Source organism: Pseudomonas sp. RIT-PI-S, from assembly GCF_025642975.1.
Taxonomy (GTDB): domain Bacteria; phylum Pseudomonadota; class Gammaproteobacteria; order Pseudomonadales; family Pseudomonadaceae; genus Aquipseudomonas.
Map to the genome: position 1 here is coordinate 55,187 of NZ_JANZKJ010000018.1, position 18,850 is coordinate 74,036.

The following is an 18,850-nucleotide window of genomic DNA, read 5'->3' on the forward strand; positions in this document are numbered from 1 at the left end:
ATGTTCGCTCAGGCCAGGTGGTAGGCGAAGTCGCCGTCGCTACCCAGCTCGATGGTCAAGCGTTGAATCGGTTTATCCAGGGCCATCTGTTCAAGCACCCGCTGCGCCAGTTCCGGCATCAGCGTTCCCGACAGGATGTTGTCGATGGCCCGTGCGCCGCTGTCGACTTCTGTGCAGCGCGCGGCGATGGCTGCGACCAGCGCCGGGTCGTAGCTCAGAACAGCCTGGTGATTGCGTTCGAAACGCTGGGCTATCCGCTGCAACTTCAACTCGACGATGCGCGCGAACACGGCGTCTTGAACGGGGTAATAAGGAATGATGTTCAGGCGGCCGAGGAAGGCGGGCTTGAACACCTGGTTGAGCTGGCCGCGCAGCGCTTCAACGAGCTGGGCCGGTGCCGGCGGCAGCTCGGCGTTCAGGCATGCCTGCATGATGTGGTCGGTGCCGGTGTTGGAGGTGAGCAGGATGATGGTGTTACGGAAGTTGATCTCTCGGCCTTCGCCATCGTCCAGCACGCCTTTGTCGAACACTTGGAAAAACAGCTCGAGCACGTCTGGGTGGGCCTTCTCTACTTCGTCGAGCAGCACCACGCTATATGGCTTGCGCCGGACCGCTTCGGTGAGCACGCCGCCTTCGCCATAGCCAACGTACCCAGGGGGCGAGCCCTTGAGGCTGGAGACGGTGTGCGCCTCTTGGTATTCGGACATGTTGATGGTGATCAGGTTACGTTCGCCGCCATAGAGGGTATCGGCCAGTGCCAGGGCGGTTTCCGTCTTGCCGACCCCGCTGGGGCCTAGCAACAGGAACACACCGATGGGCTTGTTCGGGTCCTCCATGCGCGCGCGGGAAATCTTGATGCGCTTGCCGATCTCCAGCAGTGCGTGGTCTTGCCCCAGTACGCGCTCGCCCAACAGCGCGGGCAGGTGCTGCACGGTCTGGATGTCGTCGCGCAGCATCTTGCCCAAGGGAATGCCGGTCCAGCCGGAGATCACCTCGCCGATGGTGCCGCCATCGACCAACGCGTGTACCAGCGGCCGCTCGCCTTGCACGCCGGCAAGCTCCGCGCGCACTGCCGCCAGGGCTTGGGCGTCCGCCGCCGCATCTAGCCCGGCAAGCTCGCGCACCAGCGCCAGCTCGCGTTGCCATTGGTCGCTCAGCGCGGCGCATGCCTGCTGCTCCGTCAGCAGCGCCGCGTCCAGGATTGCCAGGCGCCGAGCGTGGTCGCTGCCCTTGGCGGTTTCTTCCCGCAATACAGTGATTTCCGCCTGCAGGGCGTCGATCCGTCGCTTGCAATCTTCCAAGGTGCCCGGCTGGGCCGACTGCGCCAGCGCCACCCGCGCGCAGGCGGTGTCCAGCACGCTGACGGCTTTGTCCGGCAACTGGCGGCCGGTGATGTAGCGGTTGGAAAGGCGGACGGCCTGTACCAGCGCCTCATCCATCACCGTGACCTTGTGGTGATCCTGCATCTTGGCGAGCAGGCCGCGCAGCATATGGATGGCCTTGTCTTCGTCTGGCTCTTCGACCTTCACCACCTGGAAGCGCCGGGCAAGCGCCGCGTCCTTCTCGAAATACTTCTTGTACTCTGCCCAGGTGGTGGCGGCGATAGTGCGCAACTCGCCGCGCGCCAGTGCCGGCTTGAGCAGGTTGGCTGCGTCGTTCTGCCCGGCCTGGCCGCCGGAGCCAATCAAGGTATGGGCCTCGTCGATGAACAGGATGATCGGGTGCAGGCTGCGCTTGGTTTCCTCGATCACCCCCTTGAGGCGGTTCTCGAACTCGCCCTTCACCCCGGCGCCTGCCTGGAGCAGGCCAAGGTCCAGGGTATGGATAGCGACGCCTTTGAGCACCTCGGGGACGTCGCCTTGGACGATGCGCAGTGCCAGCCCCTCGACCACCGCGGTTTTACCCACGCCTGCCTCGCCGGTCAGGATGGGGTTGTTCTGGCGTCGACGGGTCAGGATATCGACCATCTGGCGAACTTCGAACTCGCGGCCCAGCACCGGGTCGATGTGGCCTTCGCGAGCGCTTTGGGTAAGGTTGACGGTGTACTGGTCCAGGGCCGGGGTTTTACCGTTGCCCGTGGCCAAGCTGCCCGTGCCTGCCAGCGGGGCGCCAGCCATGGCCTCGGCGGTTTTGCTTTCGGCCCCACCCTCGATCAGCGCAGCCAGGTTGGCGCGCAGGTCGTCCACGTTGATTTTTCCTAGCTCTGGCGCCGAGGCCAGCACCAGCTGGTGCAACTGTGCGTCTTCGAGCAGCGCCAGCAGTAGGTAGCCGGTACGGATCCGCGCCTGGCCGAACTCGATGGAAGCCAACAGCCAGGCTTGTTCGATCATGCGCGTGAGCTGCGGAGAGAGCGCCGGCGTGCGGGTGTTGCCTTTTTTGAAGGTGGCCAGGGCGGTCACCAGCTGCGCCTGCAGCCGCTCGGGCACCACCTCGTAATAGCGCAGGAGGGCAGGCAGGTCGTTATCGGTGCGTTCGAGCAATTGCAGCAGCAGGTGCTCGACCTCGACGTCGTAGTGCTGTTCGGACAGGCACAGGGCCGCGGCGCTTTCGGTGGCGGTGCGGGCGGTGTCGTTCAGCTTGGCGAAGAGGGACTTCAGGTTCACAGGCAAACCCCATCGAAAGGAATATGGAAGAGAGCGCAGCGGGTGGGTTCGACCTCGACTCCTGGGCGCTTGAGCCAGCCCAGCCAGCCCAGGGCGACATTGCCTTGGCGGCCCAGGCGCGCGGGCGGCACCGCCTTGGGTTCAAGCGTTGGGGCGAACTGGAAGTCCAGCTCGGCGCCCACGTAAAAGCGCACCAGCTCCACCAGCTTGCGGTAGTCGGCAGTGCCGGGCTGAAAGCGTTGGTAGTCGGCCAGGCCCAGCGGGCCCGCTTCGATGCGTACACAAGACTGGTAATCCCACACGCGGTTGCCGATGAGCGCACTCTGCCCCAGCACGGCGTTCTTGCGGCCCAGTTGCGTGCACTGCGCCGCTTCGAGCTTCAGCCAGCGGCCGGCGAACGGCTTGACCTTGAACGGCAAGGAAAACCAGAAGCAAAGGATCGCTTGCAGGTTCAGCGCGTTGCGCGGCTTTTGCGTAAACATCCCGGAGAAATAACTGAACAGTTCACCGCGCAGTGAGGTTCCACGGCCGTCGCGCATCCGTTGCTGAGCCACCGGGCCGAACCCCACCAGGTTGAGCAGGTACCGGTCGAAACTGGAGCGGCCAGTGCGCTCATGCTCGATATGAAACTTGTATTTCTGCCAGGCCTCGTAGAACAGCGTGGTCACGCGGTGCCCGAACAGGTCGAGGAATGCATGCGCGGCGTCGTCGCGGTGCTGGATATGTCGCTCCATCAACAGTTCGGTGTACGGCCGTGGCAGCACCCCGGACGGCCCGACCAGGCCCATGAAAGTAACCTGCACTTCCGTCAACGGCAGCCCGGCCGGCGATAGCTTGGCCTCCCGCTCGAAACGCAGGTCGCTGACTTCGCTGGCGGGGAAGTTGAGCGACAGCTGCGAGCGGAAACGCAGCGGATCCTCATGCGGCCGGGTTTGCGGATCTATTCGCCCGGCCCTGCTGTAATGCAAACGGAGCAAGCGCACCAGTTGAAAGAATTCAAACCGGTGCGGCTCAGCCCGTGCCTGGTCGATCAGACCAGGGGTTGATCGCCGGTTCGTGCGGGCCATTGGACCACTCTCTTTTCACGTTGCAGGGTGCGCAGGGTTAATTGGGTGAAGCTGTTCAACGTGCAGTACTGGCCGAAGAACTGGTTCAGCACCATGCCGAACAGGAACACGCCACTGCCGGTGTATTGGCTCTCGTCGAAGGTGAGGGTAACGCCTACGCCGCGGACGAAATTCGGTCGAGGATGGCCAATGCGCGCCACTACCGGCTCGCTGTTCACCGCAACGATGCCGTTGATCTGTTTGCGGATGGCCGAGGCGTTGCGGTAGTTGTACAGCGACAGCAGTTCGAGCAGCACTTCCCGGCCCTGGCTGACCAGCGACATATGGTTAAGCGACAGGTGCGCGATCAATCGCCAGATCACGCCTTTGCCCAGAGGCACGCGGACCGTCGGGCTCGGCTTGCGCAGGCAGCGGATGTGCGTGATTACCGAGTTCGATGGGATATTGAAGTCGCCACGCTCGCCGCCGAAGGGCAGCAGCAGGGGCAGGTCGCGATTGCTACAGGTCAGGCGCAGGCTCAGGGCGTCATTGCTGGCGCCAAGTAGCTCCAGGTCCCGGTCTACCACTCGGATGAACATGTCCGTGCCTTCGCGCTGCCGAGCGGGTGCCGGGCGGCGGCGGGCGACCCAGTAGCTCGCCCCCGGGCTCTGTTCGCCACGTGGCTCGAAGAATGGATGGCAGGTGTCTACCTGGTCGACGCCGCCGACCTTTTTGATCCGGCGCACACGGTCGATCGATATCACCTCGGCGGCGCCCTGAAGGCGAACGTCCGGCTTGACCGGGTACTCGTGCTGGGCATGGCTCAGCTTGATCGGCTCGGCCTGCTGGCGGAACAGGTTGATGATCGGGGTGCAATTGAGCTTGAAGTTGTTGCGGCCAATGTTCTGGGCCAGGCGCGCCAACCGGTCGCCCAGGTCGTAGTCGGAGAAATAGAAGTTGAGCTCCACCGTCTCCAGCGCCTTGCCCGCCAATATCCGGGCGAAACCCGACAGGTCGAAGAACATGAATTTATCGGGGTAAGTGAAGTATTCGTGCAGCAGCCGATAGCCGAGGAACGAGCGCTCGGAATAATCCACGAGCCCCTCTTCCAGGCCATAACCCACCGCTTTCAGGGCGTCTACCGGCAAGGCCACTTCCCGGGTGCGACCTTGGTCCTCGAACGCCAGGGTGACCTTGGCCAGGTTGTTGAACAGCATTTCGTAGAGCTGCAGCATCAAGGTGCTTTCGCCGTCGAGGAAAAACCGCAGGCTGTCCAGGGACATCTTGCCGAAGGGCACGTCGGACGTAGCCGCAAGGCTCAGGCGCAAGCGTGCCACCAGCTCGGCGCTGTGCCCGTTGAAGGCAGACCGCTCCATCTCCACGAAGGTGGCCTGGCGTACGGCCACTGGCCAGAGCTCAACCGGGTAACACGTGCGGAACTTGCATACCACGCCGTCGACCGGGTTGGCGTGCAACTCGGTATGCCGGGCGATCCGATAGCCCTCGGTAACTTTCTCGTGCTTGCCCAAGCTCATTTGCGCAATGGAAATCGACGGGGTAGGGCGCAGGTAATGCGGGTAAAGCACTTCGAGGAACGACTCGACGATTTCCGGGAATTCGTCGTCGAGCTTTTTATGCACGCGCGCGGCCAGGAACGAAAACGCCTCGATCAGGCGCTCAGTGTGCGGGTCTTCGCAGTTGTCGCCCTCGATCAGCAAGCGCGAGGCGATCTTCGGATACTGGCTCGCGAATTCCTGGCCGAGAAAGCGCAGGTGCGAAAGCTCCTTTTCGTAATAGGGGAGAAGATCGTCGAGCATCAGTTGAGGTTTTGCACTGTGTATTCTTGGGTGTTGACCTGCAACACCGCGTCGAAGGACACCTGCCGGGAGATGTCCTGCAGGCGCAGCACCGCATCCACGCGGAAGGTCAGCATGCGGCGGTTGGCCTGTTGCGCGAGCAGTTGCACCCTCACGCTGCGAAAACGCCGGTCGCCAACGCTGATTGCCTTTTCCAGTTGCCTCTGGATCAGCAAGCGATCCTGTGGGTCCAGAACGCTTTTGCTGGTGAAGTCCGGCATGCCGTAGTCCAGGATGGTCCCGCCCAGTTGGGCGAAGCCATCCAGATCGTTAGCGACCAGGCTCTGGCGGGTGTTCACCAGAATCTCCAGATCGCGCACGATGCTGGCCTTGTAGTCGGCCAGCGAACACAAGCGCTGCGACGCCGCCTCGGCGCGCTGCTGTGGGCTGTCGTCCAGCAGCCGGTCCAGCAGGGATGGCAACAGCTTGTGTTGACTACTCATTTCGCCTTCCTGGCAACGTTCGGGGTTCAGCCGCGGGTCGATTGCGGCAGTTCGGCGACCAGGCGCAACGAAGCGGTCAGTTCATCGAGCTGATAGTGCGGGCGCAGGTACGTCACGGCCTTGTACACACCAGGCTTGCCCGGCACCTCGACCACCTCGGCACGGGCTTCGCGCAGCGGGAACTTGGCTTTGGCTTCCTGGCTGGCGGTATCGTCGAGCAGCACGTAGGTGGCCAGCCACTTGTTGAGGTACATCTCTACGTCCTTGCGGGAGGCGAAGCTGCCGACTTTGTCCCGCATGATCGCTTTCATGTAATGGGCGATGCGGGAGGTGGCGAAGATGTACTGCAACTGCGCGGAAAGCCGGGCGTTGGCATTGGCGATATCGGTGTTGTACTGCTTCTGTTTCTGCGCCGACTGGGTGCCGAAGAAGGCCGCGTAGTCGGTGCCCTTGCAGTGCACCAGGGGAATGAAACCCAGGTCCGACAGCTCTTTTTCGCGACGGTCGGTGATGGCGATTTCGGTCGGGCACTTGAGGGCCACTTCACCGTCATCGGTCTTGAAGGTATGGGTCGGCAGGCCCTCGACCAGCCCACCGCCTTCTACCCCGCGGATCGCCACGCACCAGCCGTAACGGGAGAATGCATCGGTGACCCGTGTGCCCAGCGCGTAGGCGGCGTTCATCCACAGGTACTTGTTGTGGTCGCGGCCATCAACGTTCTCGACGAAGTTGAATTCCTCCACCGGCGTGGTCTCGGGGCCATAGGGCAGGCGGCCGAGCACGTGGGGCAGGGTCAGGCCCACATAGCGAGAATCTTCCGAGGCCCGGAACGACTTCCACTTGGCGTATTCGACGGTATCGAAAATTTTCGCCAGGTCGCGCGGGCCGGACATGTCCGTGAACGAGTCCCAGCCGAACAGTTCCGGCGAGGCCGCCGAAATGAAGGGGGCATGCGCGGCCGCGGCTACGTGCGACACCTCCTCGAGCAGGTACATGTCTTCCGGGGTACGGTTGAACTCGTAGTCGCCCACCAACATGCCGAAGGGGGCGCCACCGAAGGTGCCGTATTCCTCTTCGTAAACCTTCTTGAACAGCGCGCTCTGATCGAATTCCGACGCTGCCTTCAGGTCACGCACCAGGTCCTTTTTCGAGGCATTGAGCAGGTGGACCTTGAGCGTGGTGTTGGTCTCGGTCTGGTCGACCAGGTATTTCAAACCGCGCCACGACGCTTCCAGCTGCTGGAATTCGCTGGCATGCATGATCTCGTTCATCTGTTCGGACAGCATCGCGTCAATCTCGGCGATGCGGGCGTCGAGCACGGCGATCAGGTCTTTGCTGGGCGTAAGCTCGCCCTCCAGCACCTGGCCGACGAGCTCGCCGATCAGGTCGCGGGTACGGGTGCGCTCGGTTTCCGAGCGGGCCACGCGGCTTTCGGAAATGATGCTGTCCAGCAGCGAGGACTGGGGGGCGAAGTGTTCAACCTCCACCAATGCCGCGCCTTGCTCGGTCAGGTTTTGCTTGTCGTTCATGGTCAGGCTCCTGCTTGCTCTTTGCCGTCAACGGCGGCTTCGCGGCCGAATTCCTGGCCCAGGGTCTTGAGCTTCTCAGTGTTTTGCAGCACGTCCATCAGCAGCTCTTCGAGCTTGTCGTTGCCGCCCATCTTGTTGCGCAGGTCTGCCAGCTTGTTGCGCACTTCCAGCAGCTTGCGCAGCGGTTCGACCTGCTTGACCAGGTTCTGCGGCTCGAAGTCTTCAACGCTGTTGAAGTTGAGCTCTACACCCAGTTGGGTGCCGTCCTTGGCCAGGGTGTTTTCAACGCGGTAGCTCAAGCGAGGCTTGACGCCCTTGAGCACGCCGTTGAAGTTGTCTCGGTCGATATAAACGAACTTGCGCTCCTTCAATTTGGGCAACGGTTCCAGCGGGTTACCGGAGAAATCACCCAGCACGCCGACAACGAAGGGCAGCTCTTTCTTTTCCTGAGCGTCGCCGATGTCCACGTCGTACGTGATGTGCACCCGAGGCGCGCGAACGCGGTCGAGCTTGTGCTGGGTACTGTCCTTCTTCGCCATCGTTATCTCCAGTGCGAGCAAGTCGCTGCAAGTCGTTTGTTTTCGCCGCCGGGGCCGGCCTGGGGCTTACAGGCCTTCGATCATCAGCAATAGGCGCTGACGGATTTCGTCGTTCATGTTCAGGATGCTTTCGCGACCTACCAGCTCTTCGAAGCGGGTGTTGCCTGAGATCTGGGTGCTGCTGCGAATCACCGATTCATCGGGCAACCAGGCGCGCACCGGGGCATTGATCACGCAGAAAGGCAGGTCGCCGAAGTCCTTGAGGCGCTCGAAGGTGACCGGAAAACGCAGGCCCTCGAAGAGCCGGCCAAGGCCTGGGGACTGGCTGAGGCAGTAGAAGAGCACCAGGTAATGCACCACGTAGCGGTACAACTCGGCGCCGCTGCGGTTGGGGTCTTTGATCAGCTTGCGAAACGACGACAGGTCGAATGAGCTAAACCCCACCACCCAGCGTACCGGGCTGGTGATGCGGATGGCCTGGCCGTTGTCGTCGAGCGTTTTGTCGTACTCGAGCGCGAACAGCTCTGGCGTGGTGCTCAGCAGGTTCAACGGCACTTCGAGTTCGTTGACCAGTTGAAAAGGGGCGGCGCAGGCGATGCGGTCGTACAGCGCCTTGAGTTCTTTGAAGTGGTGCTGGGTTTCTCGCCCGCTGCTGCGAGGCGCGCCCTGCAGGTATTCGCCCAGCAAGGTTTGCGGGCGGATCAACAGGGCCAACGTGGCCAGGTAATCAGTGGCCTGGGCCTTGAGGGTGTCGGAAACGGCGCGGGTCTGCTTGCGCAGGCCGATCAATGCTTCCACATCGAACGTTTGATTCATCGTACATCGTCCTTGAACTGCCCTCGTCGGCGGCTTCAGGGCAACCGAAGGCGCAAGGACAGTTACGAATTTTCGGAGCCGCGCTGACACTCAAGGGCGGCTTACCGAGGCTTAACCTTGCAACCCACTGGGCAGCGGCCTCCGTTATGGCACTGCCGGCCGGATAGATCGCTGGTTAGGCTCACCATCTGGACGGCACTGGAGCGGGTACTTGCAAGGGCGCGGATTTTTCCTTGGATATCAGTTCCTTTGCAATGATGTTATTGCGCTATCACCGGTCGATTTCCTACCCTCCTTTTAGTTGAAAGCCAAGCGGCGCGCGGCTTTGAGTGGGCTCCATGGATCCATAAAAAAATTTATTCGAGGATATGTTTTCAGTGAGGCGCTGATTGACAGAGTTAGAAAACATCCGCGCCTCGAATCAGTCTGTCTCAGCGAGGGCTACACCTTAAAAGGCATTTTGTTCCCCGCTGCTCAGCTCATCGTACGACCGTTCGTCGGATTCGATTTCAGATAGTTCTCTCTCAGGCGATACACAACACGACCGGATTACCCAAAAACGTCACAGATGGAACGCGCTACCGCCCTGCGTGCATGCTCTGTCTATCGTCGATGCCTCTTATTGGAACGTGGAACGCATGGCCAGACAGCTCTCTCTGACGATCAAGTTTTCGATGCTGCCCGCGGTCGCGCTGACCGGGTTGTTACTCTTCGTTGGCTTTACGTACGTGCAGCTCTCTGCAAACGACCAGCGCCTGCTGGAAGTAGAGAACCAGAGCTATCCCACCCTGGAGAAGGCCGATGCGGTGCTTTTCCAGTTCTCGCGCATTCCAGCGCTGCTCAACAGTGGCGTGGCCGCCGGTGAGCAGGAAACCATCGAGGAAGCGCGCCGCGTGGTTGCCGCGATCGGCACCAAGCAGCAAGAGCTGCAGCAACTGACCGAGCACCAGCCGGAGCGCAGCGCCGAGCTCAAAGCATGGCGCGAGGCGATCCAGGCGTATGCCGATAACGCGCTCACGTCTTCATCTCAGCTGATCGCCGGCAAGGCCAGCTTCGACGACTTGCGCCCGAACCTGGACCGCATGGCGACCGACCTGACCAAAGCGCAGGGGCTGGGGGACAAATTCCGCGCCCAGGCCTATCAGGATTTCCGCCAGACGTTGGTCAAAACCCGTACCGACAACGCCGCCACGACTCAAGTGGGTATCGTGCTGACCGTTCTGCTGTTTGTGCTGGTCAGCCTGGCCTCGTGGCTGGTGATCCGCAGGATCATGGCGAACGTGCATGGCGTGATCGACTCGCTCAAGGCGATCGCCAACGGCGACGGCGATCTCACCCGCCGGGTGAACGTTGAGTCCAAGGACGAAATCGGCGAGATGACCCGCCTGTTCAATGCCTTCCTGGATCAGTTGCAGACCACCATCAGCCAGGTGATCGAGTCCGCCGGCCCGCTGGGTTCGATGTCCAAGGACCTCTACCGCCTGACCCAAGATTCGCGCAAGAACGCTAAGTCTCAGCAAGGCCATACCGATTCGATCACCCGAGATATCCAGACCATGACCGGCAGCATCCAGGAAGTCGCCCAGCGCTCGCGCCAGGCTTCCGACGAAGCCGGGGATGCGTCCCGTCAGGCCAGTGGTGCCCGTGAGAACATCGGTGGCTTGTCTACCAGCATCAGCGACCTAGGCAGCAGCGTGGTCAACGCTGTGAAGGCCATGGAGCAGTTGGAAGAAGAGACCCAACAAGTGGGCTCGGTGCTGACGGTCATTCGTAGCATCGCTGAACAAACCAACCTGCTGGCCCTCAACGCCGCCATCGAGGCCGCGCGGGCAGGGGAGCAAGGTCGTGGCTTTGCCGTGGTCGCCGATGAAGTGCGCAACCTCGCCCAGAAGACCGCAGCCTCCACCGCCGAGATCCAGCAGATCATCCAGCGCCTGCAGAACAGCGCCAATGGCGTGCTCGACGTGATGACCGTCAGCGGCGCCAAGGCCCAGAGCAGTATCGAACGCTCCATCGAAGCCACGCGCATGCTCGACGCCATCGCCGAAACGGTAGCTCGCATCGATGGCCTCAATGCTGGCATTGCCCAATTCACCCAAGAACAGATCGGCTTGTCCAACTCGATCCAGCAAGAAACCGGTGTACTTCAAAACGACGCCCAGTCCACGGCCGATGGCGCTCAAGCCACTGCTCGCCTGGGAGAACAACTTGTGGAAACGGGCGACCAGTTGCGCTCAGCCACCTCCCGCTTCCGTATTTGACCCTTTTAACCCCTAGGAGCTTACCTGCGATGAAACTTCGCACGCTCGCGCTCGCCATCACCGTGGTCAGTGCCCCCGCTTTCGCCCTCGAACAAGGCGAGACCCGTTTCAACGGCTTTGGTACCGCAGGTGTTTCCCACTTGGGCGGGGAAAGCGACGGCCATGGCTACGGCATCACCGGCCAGACCACCGACGGTTGGCGCGGCGACCAGCTGAGCAAGCTGGGCGGGCAGTTCCAATATGGCGTGACCGATAAGGTCGGCGTGACCGTGCAAGCGACCGCCAAGGCCGAGCAGGACGAATACAAAGCCAACCTGGAGTGGCTGTACGCCTCCTGGCAGGCCACCGATAACCTGATGCTGCGCGTTGGCCGCCTGCGCACTCCGGTTTACATGTACTCCGAGACGCTGGACGTAGGGTTCACCTACCCGTGGCTGCGCCTGCCGGATGAGGTTTACAGCCAGGTCCAGCTGTCCAACTACGAAGGCGCGGACGCGGTCTACACGCTGCCTCTGTCGTTCGGCTCGATGACCTTCCAGGCCGCCGGCGGCCAGGCGAAGAATCGCGATTACTTCAGCCTCGATGACCAGTACGACATCGACTACAGCAAGATCTTCGCCGCCAACGTGAGCCTGGCCACCAACGACTACGGCACCGTGCGCGTGGGTTATGTGGAGTCGGACCTGAAGATTGATGTGAACGACGCTGTGGTTACGCCCTTCGGCCGCCGCAACGTCACCTTCAACCAACTGGACGGCAACAAGGGCAAGTTCACCTCCGTGGGCTATCAGTACGACAACGGCACTTGGCTCACCTCCAACGAATGGACCCGCCGCGTGATCGAAGGCGACCAGCAAACCAGCGTCGAGGCCTTCTACCTGATGGCCGGCCGCCGCTTCGGTGACTTCCTGGCGCACGTGACCTATGCACAGCTGGATGCCGAGGGCCGCCAAAGCTCCTGGACCTACGGCCTGAACTACAACCTCACGCCGTCGGTGATCCTCAAGGGCGAATACAAACGTGTGAACACCAGCGGCGGCTACTCGGGCACTTTCGTGCGCACTTCGCAAGAGGCGTACAACAACGCCCTCAACGCGCAAACGGGTTTCTTCGGATCGCCCGCACGTAACTACGATGGCGACGTGATCAGCGTCGGCCTAGATTTCGTGTTCTAAGGAGTTCACATGAAACGCTCTATTCAAGTGCTCGGCCTTGGCCTGTTGATGGGCAGCGGCTTGGCCCAGGCCGGCGTGGCGGTGATCGTCAACCCGGCTGCCACGGCATCGCCGTCGCAATCGGACGTGGCGAACATCTTCCTGGGCAAGGACAAGTCCCTCAAGGGCGTGGACCAGAAAGACTGGAACCCGACCAAGGAAAAGTTCTACGCGGCAGTGGCCAGCAAGAACGAGTCCCAGCTCAAATCTTACTGGTCTGGCCTGGTGTTCACCGGCAAGGGCCAGCCACTGGCCAGCGAAGCCGGTGATGCCGGTGTGGCCGCGAAGGTGGCTGCCGAAGCGGACGCTATCGGCTATGTGGACAGTGCGGCGGTGACCGACAAAGTCAAAGTGCTGTTCACCCTGCCATAAGGCCGGGCCGCAACATCAAGCACCCCGTGAGCGCAACTGCGTTCGCGGGGTGTTTGCATTTTGCCCTGGTAGCCCTGCTTCTGCGGCGCCCGCCTAAGTGGGCGCGAACCAGGCCATGCAGATATCGTCGATCAAGCGGCCATTCGGCAGGCGCACGTGCTTGGCTTGGCGGCCTTCCTCGGTGAAACCGAAGCGCTCGTAAAGCCGCCGCGCGCTGGCGTTGGGTTCCCGCACCCGCAGTTCGATTTTCACCAGCCCGGGCCGTTCGCTCGCCCAGCCCAGCAAGCCTTGCATCAACGCGCTGCCCACGCCCTGCCCAACATACCCGGGATGCACAACGATGGTCAGGCTCATCACATGAGCCAGCGCTTGCAGCCCTAGAGGTTCAGCAAAGCGTGGCCAACGCAGCTGCCGTCACGCTCTGCCACCAGATAAAGCCCATCGCCGCTGAGCTTCTGAATTTTGCGTGCGAAAGCCTCCGGGCTGAATTCGCTTGGCTGCGAAATCAGCCGCCCCGGCACCCTAGCGGTTTCGCGTTCGGCCTCGCACAGAACGGCGGCGTCGGTTTCGATAGCACGGCGCAGGGTCAAATTGTTCAAGGGGAGCGTGCCTGGTTTCGGGGGCTATGACTGTTCAGTCGAATAGATGCCAGGCCGATGAACCTGCCATAGAAGATTCGGCTGATTGACGGCCGTGAAGCCAAGTTTCTCGTACAGCCACGGCGCGGTAGTGGTAGCCAACAGGATACGCCGCATGGTCTGAACCTCCGGCAGGTCAAGCAGCGCTGAGGATAAGCGCCGCCCCAGCCCTAGACCGCGATACTGAGCGTCGACAAACACGTCACAGAGATACCCAAAGGTGGCGAAGTCGGTAACGAGGCGGGCGAAGCCGACCTGTCGCCGCCCGTGGAAGGCACCGACGCAAAGGCTATTGGCGATGCTCTTTTCAACGCGCTCACGCGAAATGCCGGCTGCCCAGCTGGAAGTGGTCAGAAAACTGTGGATGAACTCGATATCGAGTTGCTCTTTATCCACGGTAAGCGTGATGGCGCGGGGTGCTTCGCTATTGTCGGTCATCCTTCATTCCTTGAGTTCAGAGTGCCGGATCATAAAGAACGCTCAGGGGCAGTTATTCCATCAAGCCCGGTGTAGCCGCCTGCACAAGGTGGGCGTGTTGTTGCCAGCCTACCGCCGCCCCGCCAGTGTCTTTCCTGGGCACTCCAGGAACAGCGCCCGATACGCCTGCGCGAAGCGCCCCAAGTGCCAGAACGAATACCCCATCGCCACTTCCGCTACGGTGGTTTCCCCCGGCAGGGCCGTCAACAGCGCCTGGCGTGCGAGGTTGAGCCTGCGCATGCGCAACCAGGTGGTGGGAGGCATACCCACGCACTCGGCGAAGGCCAAGCGCAGTTGCTGGAAGGAAGCGTCGGCGGTGTCGGCCAACTGCACCGCGCTGAAATGCTCGGTGGGGTGGGCGCTGACCAGATCGAACACCCGCTGCACGATCCGCCGGTTGTTCCGCACCCGGTGGATGGTAGAGGCGTGTTGGGCCTGGGCAGATTGCTCGAGCACGAACAGGCAGTCGTCGATCAATTGCTCCGCCAGCAGCTCGCCGGCGGCAGGGCTTTCGTCCGCCGCCTGGGCGATATGGCCGAGCATGGCACTGAGCCAACGCATGAACAGCGCGCCATGGGCGGATTTGAGCGGCGTCAGCAAGAGGTCTTCGAACGTGCGGTTCAACTGCCTGGCGCGGAGCTGATCCTGACGCACCACCACGGCGATTTCCCGGTAGTTCTCCGGCGTGATCCACAGGTTCTGGGTGCTGGCGTCGAGGAGATAGAGGCTGGCATCGGCCATGTCGAAGCTGAACACCAGCGCGTCGCCGGGCGCTTTGTAGTACTGCTCGATGCGGGTGTTCATGTGTTCTTCATACACCTGCACGCCGCCGAGCTCGGCCTCGATCAACCGGCCCTTGAACTGGCCCGCGGACATTTGCGCATAGTGCAGGTGCCAGCCAGTGCTGGACGCGCCTTGCTGATCGGCGGCGACGGTGTCGAGGACCTTGACCGACATGAATGGCCTGGCTTGGAGAAGGGAGGGGCTGCGCCACCTTAGCAGCAGGTTCAACGACCCGGCAAGGTGGCAGTCGCGAGCGTCGCAGCGGTATGAGGCCGCACCAAAAAGAGGCGCTGCGCTTCGGCGAAAGTGGATAGACCACCTTGCCTGCAATCTTCCAGCATGCGGGCAGCGAACCGGCAGCACGCCGGCGCATAAGCATAACGTCCCATCGAAGATGGCAGAGGCCACATGAACAGCAGTGTGAAAGCGCCCCTCACCGAGTGGTTGAAAACCTACGGCATCACCGAAGTGGAATGCGTGGTCAGCGACCTGACCGGCATTGCCCGCGGCAAGATCCTGCCCACTAAAAAATTCCTCGATGAGCACGGCATGCGCTTGCCCGAAAGCGTGCTGCTGCAAACGGTGACCGGCGACTTTGTCGACGATGACATTTACTACGCGCTGCTGGACCCGGCGGACATCGACATGACCTGCCGCCCGGACCCGCAAGCCGCTTATGTGCTGCCCTGGGCCATCGAGCCGACGGCGATGGTGATTCACGATACCTTCGACCGCTATGGCAACCCTATCGAGCTGACCCCTCGCAACGTGCTGAAGAAAGTGCTGGCGCTCTATGCCGAACAAGGCTGGCGGCCGGTGGTGGCCCCGGAAATGGAGTTCTACCTGACCCAGCGCTGTGACGACCCAGACCTGCCGCTGCAAGTGCCGCTGGGGCGTTCGGGGCGCCCCGAAAGTGGCCGGCAATCGTTCTCGATCGAGGCGGCTAACGAATTCGACCCGCTGTTCGAAGACGTCTACGACTGGTGCGAGGCGCAGGGGCTGGACCTGGATACGCTGATCCACGAAGACGGCCCGGCGCAGATGGAGATCAACTTCCGCCACGGCGACGCACTGGACCTGGCCGACCAGATCACCGTGTTCAAGCGCACCATGCGTGAGGCCGCGCTCAAGCACAACGTGGCGGCCACCTTTATGGCCAAGCCGATCACCGACGAGCCGGGCAGCGCCATGCACATCCACCAGAGTGTGGTCAGCATAGAGACGGGCGAAAGCATCTTCAGCACCCCTGAAGGCGAACCCAGCGCGCTCTTCCTGCATCACATCGGCGGCTTGCAGCGCTACATCCCCGAAGTGCTGCCGCTGTTCGCGCCCAATGCCAACTCGTTCCGCCGTTTCCTGCCAGACACTTCGGCGCCGGTGAACGTGGAATGGGGCGAGGAGAATCGCACCGTGGGCCTGCGGGTGCCCGGCTCCAGCGCCCGAGCGCGCCGTGTGGAAAACCGCCTGCCCGGCGCCGACGCCAACCCTTATCTGGCCATCGCGGCCAGCCTGCTGTGCGGCTACCTGGGAATGATCGAAGGCTGCGAACCGAGCGCGCCGGTGCAGGGCCGCGGCTATGAGCGCCGCAACCTGCGCCTGCCGCTGACCATCGAAGACGCCCTGGAGCGCATGGAGGGCAGCACCGCGCTGCGCCGCGTGCTGGGTGAGAAATTCGTTCAAGGCTACGCCGCGGTAAAACGGGCCGAGCATGAAAACTACAAGCGCGTGATCAGCTCCTGGGAACGTGAGTTCCTGATGATGAGCGTTTAATCGAGCCCACCTTCCCACCTTAGTTGGAGGCACCATGAAGTCGATCGTTGCAGCGTTGTGTTTACCGGCGGTTCTGCTCGGTGCAGCCGCCCAGGCCCAGGCCGCTGGCGGCACCGTGAAGATTTACAACTGGACGGACTACATCGGCCCGACCACCCTGGAAGACTTCCAGAAAGCCACCGGTATCAAGCCGGTCTACGACGTGTTCGACTCCAACGAGACCTTGGAAGGCAAGCTGCTGGCTGGCCGCACCGGGTATGACGTGGTGGTTCCGTCCAACCACTTCCTTGGGCGCCAGATCAAGGCGGGCGCGTTCCAGAAGTTGGACCGCAGCAAGCTGCCGAACTGGAAAAACCTCGATCCGCAATTGATGAAGCAGCTCGAGGCCAACGACCCCGGCAACCAATACGCCGTGCCTTACCTGTGGGGCACCAATGGCATCGGCTACAACGTGGAGAAGGTCAAAGAAGCACTGGGCGTCGACAAGATCGACTCCTGGGCCGTGCTGTTCGAGCCGGAGAACATGAAGAAGCTGCAAAAGTGCGGCGTGACCTTTATGGACTCGCCCGATGAACTCTTCCCGGCAGTCCTCAATTACATGGGCCTGGACCCGCGCAGCACCAAGCCCGATGACTACAAGCGCGCGACCGAGAAGCTGAAAGCCGTAGCGCCGTACGTGACCTACTTCCACTCCTCGAAGTACATCGGCGACCTGGCCAACGGCAACATCTGCGTGGCCTTCGGGTACTCCGGAGACGTGATCCAGGCGGCGAGCCGCGCCAAGGAAGCCAATAACGGCATCAACGTGGCTTATATCGTGCCCAAGGAAGGCGGCAACTTGTGGTTCGACATGCTGGCCATTCCCAAGGATGCCGATCATCCCGAGCAGGCCATGGCGTTTATCAACTACGTGTTGGACCCCAAAGTGATCGCTGGCATCAGCGAAACGGTGGGTTATGCCAACCCGAACCCGCCTTCCAATGCCCTGATGGGTGAAGAGATCACGGCTAACCCTGGCGTTTATCCGCCGCCGGAAGTCATGGCCAAACTTTATATTTCCACCGAGCTGCCCAAGGAGATCATGCGCCAGATGACCCGCGAGTGGACCGACGTGAAAACCAGCCGGTAAGGGAGCCTGTGATGTCTACTGCATTGCCGCATACCGGCTCTTATTACGCAGCGTCTGTGCCGCCAGCAACACCGCGCGCGCCGTTGCACGGCCAGGTTCATGCCGATGTGTGCGTGATCGGTGGCGGCTTTACCGGGGTCAATACCGCGCTGGAACTGGCCGAGCGCGGCTTGACCGTGGTGCTGCTGGAAGCCCAGCGCATCGGCTGGGGCGCCAGCGGCCGCAACGGCGGGCAACTGATTCGCGGGCTTGGCCACGATGTCAGCCGCTTCGCCCACTGGGTGGGCGAGGAGGGCGTGCGCTTCTTGCACGACGCAGGCTCGGCCTCTGTGGATATCGTGCGCCAGCGGGTGCAACGCAATGGCCTGGAGTGTGACCTGCGCTGGGGGTATTGCGACCTCGCCAATACCCAACGTCACTGGCAGGGTTTGCACGAGGAGCTGCAGGAGCTGCAGGCACAGGGGTATCCCCACACACTGCGGCTGGTGGAAAAACAGGACCTGCACCAAGTGGTCGCCTCCGACGTGTATGCCGGCGGGCTGATCGACATGGGCTCCGGGCACTTGCACCCGCTCAAGTTGATCCAGGCCGAAGCGGCGCTGGCGCAAGCCCGTGGCGCGGTGATCTATGAGGCAAGCTCGGTGCGGCGCATCGAAAAAGGCCCCAAGGTGAAGGTGTTCACCGACCATGGCCAGGTGACCGCCACCACGTTGGTTCTCGGTTGCGATGCATTCCTCGAAGACCTGGAGCCCGCGTTGGAAGGCAAGTTATTGCCCGCGGGCAGTTACGTCATCGCCACCGAGCCGCTGGGCGAGGCGCGCGCGCGCGCCTTGATCCCGCAGAACATGGCGCTGTGCGACCAGCGAGTGGCGCTGGATTACTACCGGCTCACCGCCGACCACCGGCTGCTATTCGGCGGGGCCTGCCATTACTCCGGGCGAGATCCGGCCAATATCGCTGAATACATGCGGCCCAAGATGGAGCGGGTGTTCCCTCAGCTCAAGGGCGTGGGCATCGAGTTCCAGTGGGGTGGCATGATCGGCATCAGCGCAAACCGTTTTCCGCAGATCGGCACGCTACCAAGCGCGCCCAATGTGTATTACGCCCAGGGTTACTCAGGGCACGGCCTGAACGTCACGCACTTTGCCGCGCGCATCCTCGCACAGGCGATTGCCGAGCGGGAAAGCCGGGCCGTGGACTTGTTCGCTCGCGTGCCGCATCGCACCTTCCCCGGGGGCAAACGCCTGCGCTCGCCACTGCTGGCGCTGGGCATGCTGTGGTACCGATGCAAGGAGTTGATCTAAGCGCGCCGCTCGCCGGGTGGCGCCCGTTTCCAAATGGCTCAGCCGCACCCTGTGGGATGCGGACGCAGCC

Annotated in this window: 17 protein-coding genes; 6 read left to right on the forward strand and 11 right to left on the reverse strand. The window is 62.1% G+C overall.

Annotated elements, in window-relative coordinates; genetic code table 11:
* Positions 1-8 precede the first annotated feature (8 nt).
* The 7 genes from tssH to OGL93_RS20195 form a co-directional block, all read right to left on the reverse strand.
* Entirely contained in the window at positions 9-2,603 is a 2,595-nt protein-coding gene (gene tssH / locus OGL93_RS20165) for a type VI secretion system ATPase TssH (protein ID WP_263264703.1), read from the reverse strand.
* Entirely contained in the window at positions 2,600-3,670 is a 1,071-nt protein-coding gene (gene tssG, locus OGL93_RS20170) for a type VI secretion system baseplate subunit TssG (RefSeq protein WP_263264705.1), read from the reverse strand. Before tssG ends, tssH begins: the two co-directional genes overlap by 4 nt.
* On the reverse strand, positions 3,634-5,466 hold the full coding sequence (tssF, locus tag OGL93_RS20175; RefSeq protein ID WP_263264707.1) for a type VI secretion system baseplate subunit TssF: 1,833 nt from the start codon (positions 5,464-5,466) through the stop codon (positions 3,634-3,636). Before tssF ends, tssG begins: the two co-directional genes overlap by 37 nt.
* Positions 5,466-5,948, reverse strand: a complete 483-nt coding sequence (tssE, locus tag OGL93_RS20180; RefSeq protein WP_263264709.1) for a type VI secretion system baseplate subunit TssE — start codon at positions 5,946-5,948, stop codon at positions 5,466-5,468. Before tssE ends, tssF begins: the two co-directional genes overlap by 1 nt.
* A gap of 26 nt (positions 5,949-5,974) precedes the next feature.
* Positions 5,975-7,477, reverse strand: a complete 1,503-nt coding sequence (tssC, locus tag OGL93_RS20185; RefSeq protein WP_263264711.1) for a type VI secretion system contractile sheath large subunit — start codon at positions 7,475-7,477, stop codon at positions 5,975-5,977.
* A gap of 2 nt (positions 7,478-7,479) precedes the next feature.
* Complete coding sequence (gene tssB, locus OGL93_RS20190) at positions 7,480-8,016, reverse strand: type VI secretion system contractile sheath small subunit (protein ID WP_263264713.1); 537 nt, start codon at positions 8,014-8,016, stop codon at positions 7,480-7,482.
* Positions 8,017-8,082: 66 nt separating this feature from the next.
* Positions 8,083-8,832: a hypothetical protein gene (locus tag OGL93_RS20195; protein WP_263264715.1), complete on the reverse strand. Its 750-nt coding sequence runs from the start codon at positions 8,830-8,832 to the stop codon at positions 8,083-8,085.
* A 638-nt stretch (positions 8,833-9,470) separates the two neighbouring features.
* Between OGL93_RS20195 and OGL93_RS20200 the strand changes: the two genes are divergently transcribed.
* Genes OGL93_RS20200 through OGL93_RS20210 form a run of 3 tightly spaced genes read left to right on the forward strand, consistent with a single transcriptional unit; the run spans position 9,471 to position 12,679 of the window.
* A complete protein-coding gene (locus OGL93_RS20200; protein WP_263264716.1) occupies positions 9,471-11,093 on the forward strand; it encodes a methyl-accepting chemotaxis protein in 1,623 nt (540 codons plus the stop codon).
* 29 nt (positions 11,094-11,122) lie between these two features.
* Positions 11,123-12,268: a hypothetical protein gene (locus OGL93_RS20205; RefSeq protein ID WP_263264718.1), complete on the forward strand. Its 1,146-nt coding sequence runs from the start codon at positions 11,123-11,125 to the stop codon at positions 12,266-12,268.
* A gap of 9 nt (positions 12,269-12,277) precedes the next feature.
* Complete coding sequence (locus tag OGL93_RS20210; RefSeq protein WP_263264719.1) at positions 12,278-12,679, forward strand: phosphate ABC transporter substrate-binding protein; 402 nt, start codon at positions 12,278-12,280, stop codon at positions 12,677-12,679.
* Positions 12,680-12,772: 93 nt separating this feature from the next.
* Here OGL93_RS20210 and OGL93_RS20215 read toward each other — a convergent pair whose 3' ends face one another.
* From OGL93_RS20215 to OGL93_RS20230, 4 genes are all read right to left on the reverse strand, one after another.
* On the reverse strand, positions 12,773-13,033 hold the full coding sequence (locus tag OGL93_RS20215) for a GNAT family N-acetyltransferase (protein ID WP_263264720.1): 261 nt from the start codon (positions 13,031-13,033) through the stop codon (positions 12,773-12,775).
* A 23-nt stretch (positions 13,034-13,056) separates the two neighbouring features.
* Complete coding sequence (locus OGL93_RS20220) at positions 13,057-13,278, reverse strand: hypothetical protein (protein WP_263264722.1); 222 nt, start codon at positions 13,276-13,278, stop codon at positions 13,057-13,059.
* Positions 13,279-13,302: 24 nt separating this feature from the next.
* Positions 13,303-13,755 (reverse strand): GNAT family N-acetyltransferase, encoded by a 453-nt coding sequence (locus OGL93_RS20225; RefSeq protein WP_263264723.1) that lies wholly within the window; start codon positions 13,753-13,755, stop codon positions 13,303-13,305.
* Between the two features lie 108 nt (positions 13,756-13,863).
* Positions 13,864-14,751 (reverse strand): helix-turn-helix domain-containing protein, encoded by an 888-nt coding sequence (locus OGL93_RS20230; protein WP_263264724.1) that lies wholly within the window; start codon positions 14,749-14,751, stop codon positions 13,864-13,866.
* 234 nt (positions 14,752-14,985) lie between these two features.
* On the opposite strand from OGL93_RS20230, the gene OGL93_RS20235 reads away from it, so the two are divergent.
* From OGL93_RS20235 to OGL93_RS20245, 3 genes are read left to right on the forward strand one after another with little or no spacing between them, the layout of a single operon-like run.
* Positions 14,986-16,347 carry a glutamine synthetase family protein gene (locus tag OGL93_RS20235; protein WP_263264726.1) on the forward strand — a complete coding sequence of 454 codons (1,362 nt, stop codon included), beginning with the start codon at positions 14,986-14,988 and terminating at the stop codon, positions 16,345-16,347.
* Between the two features lie 34 nt (positions 16,348-16,381).
* Positions 16,382-17,476 carry a polyamine ABC transporter substrate-binding protein gene (locus OGL93_RS20240; RefSeq protein WP_263264727.1) on the forward strand — a complete coding sequence of 365 codons (1,095 nt, stop codon included), beginning with the start codon at positions 16,382-16,384 and terminating at the stop codon, positions 17,474-17,476.
* An 11-nt stretch (positions 17,477-17,487) separates the two neighbouring features.
* Complete coding sequence (locus OGL93_RS20245; protein ID WP_263264728.1) at positions 17,488-18,780, forward strand: FAD-binding oxidoreductase; 1,293 nt, start codon at positions 17,488-17,490, stop codon at positions 18,778-18,780.
* Positions 18,781-18,850 lie beyond the last annotated feature (70 nt).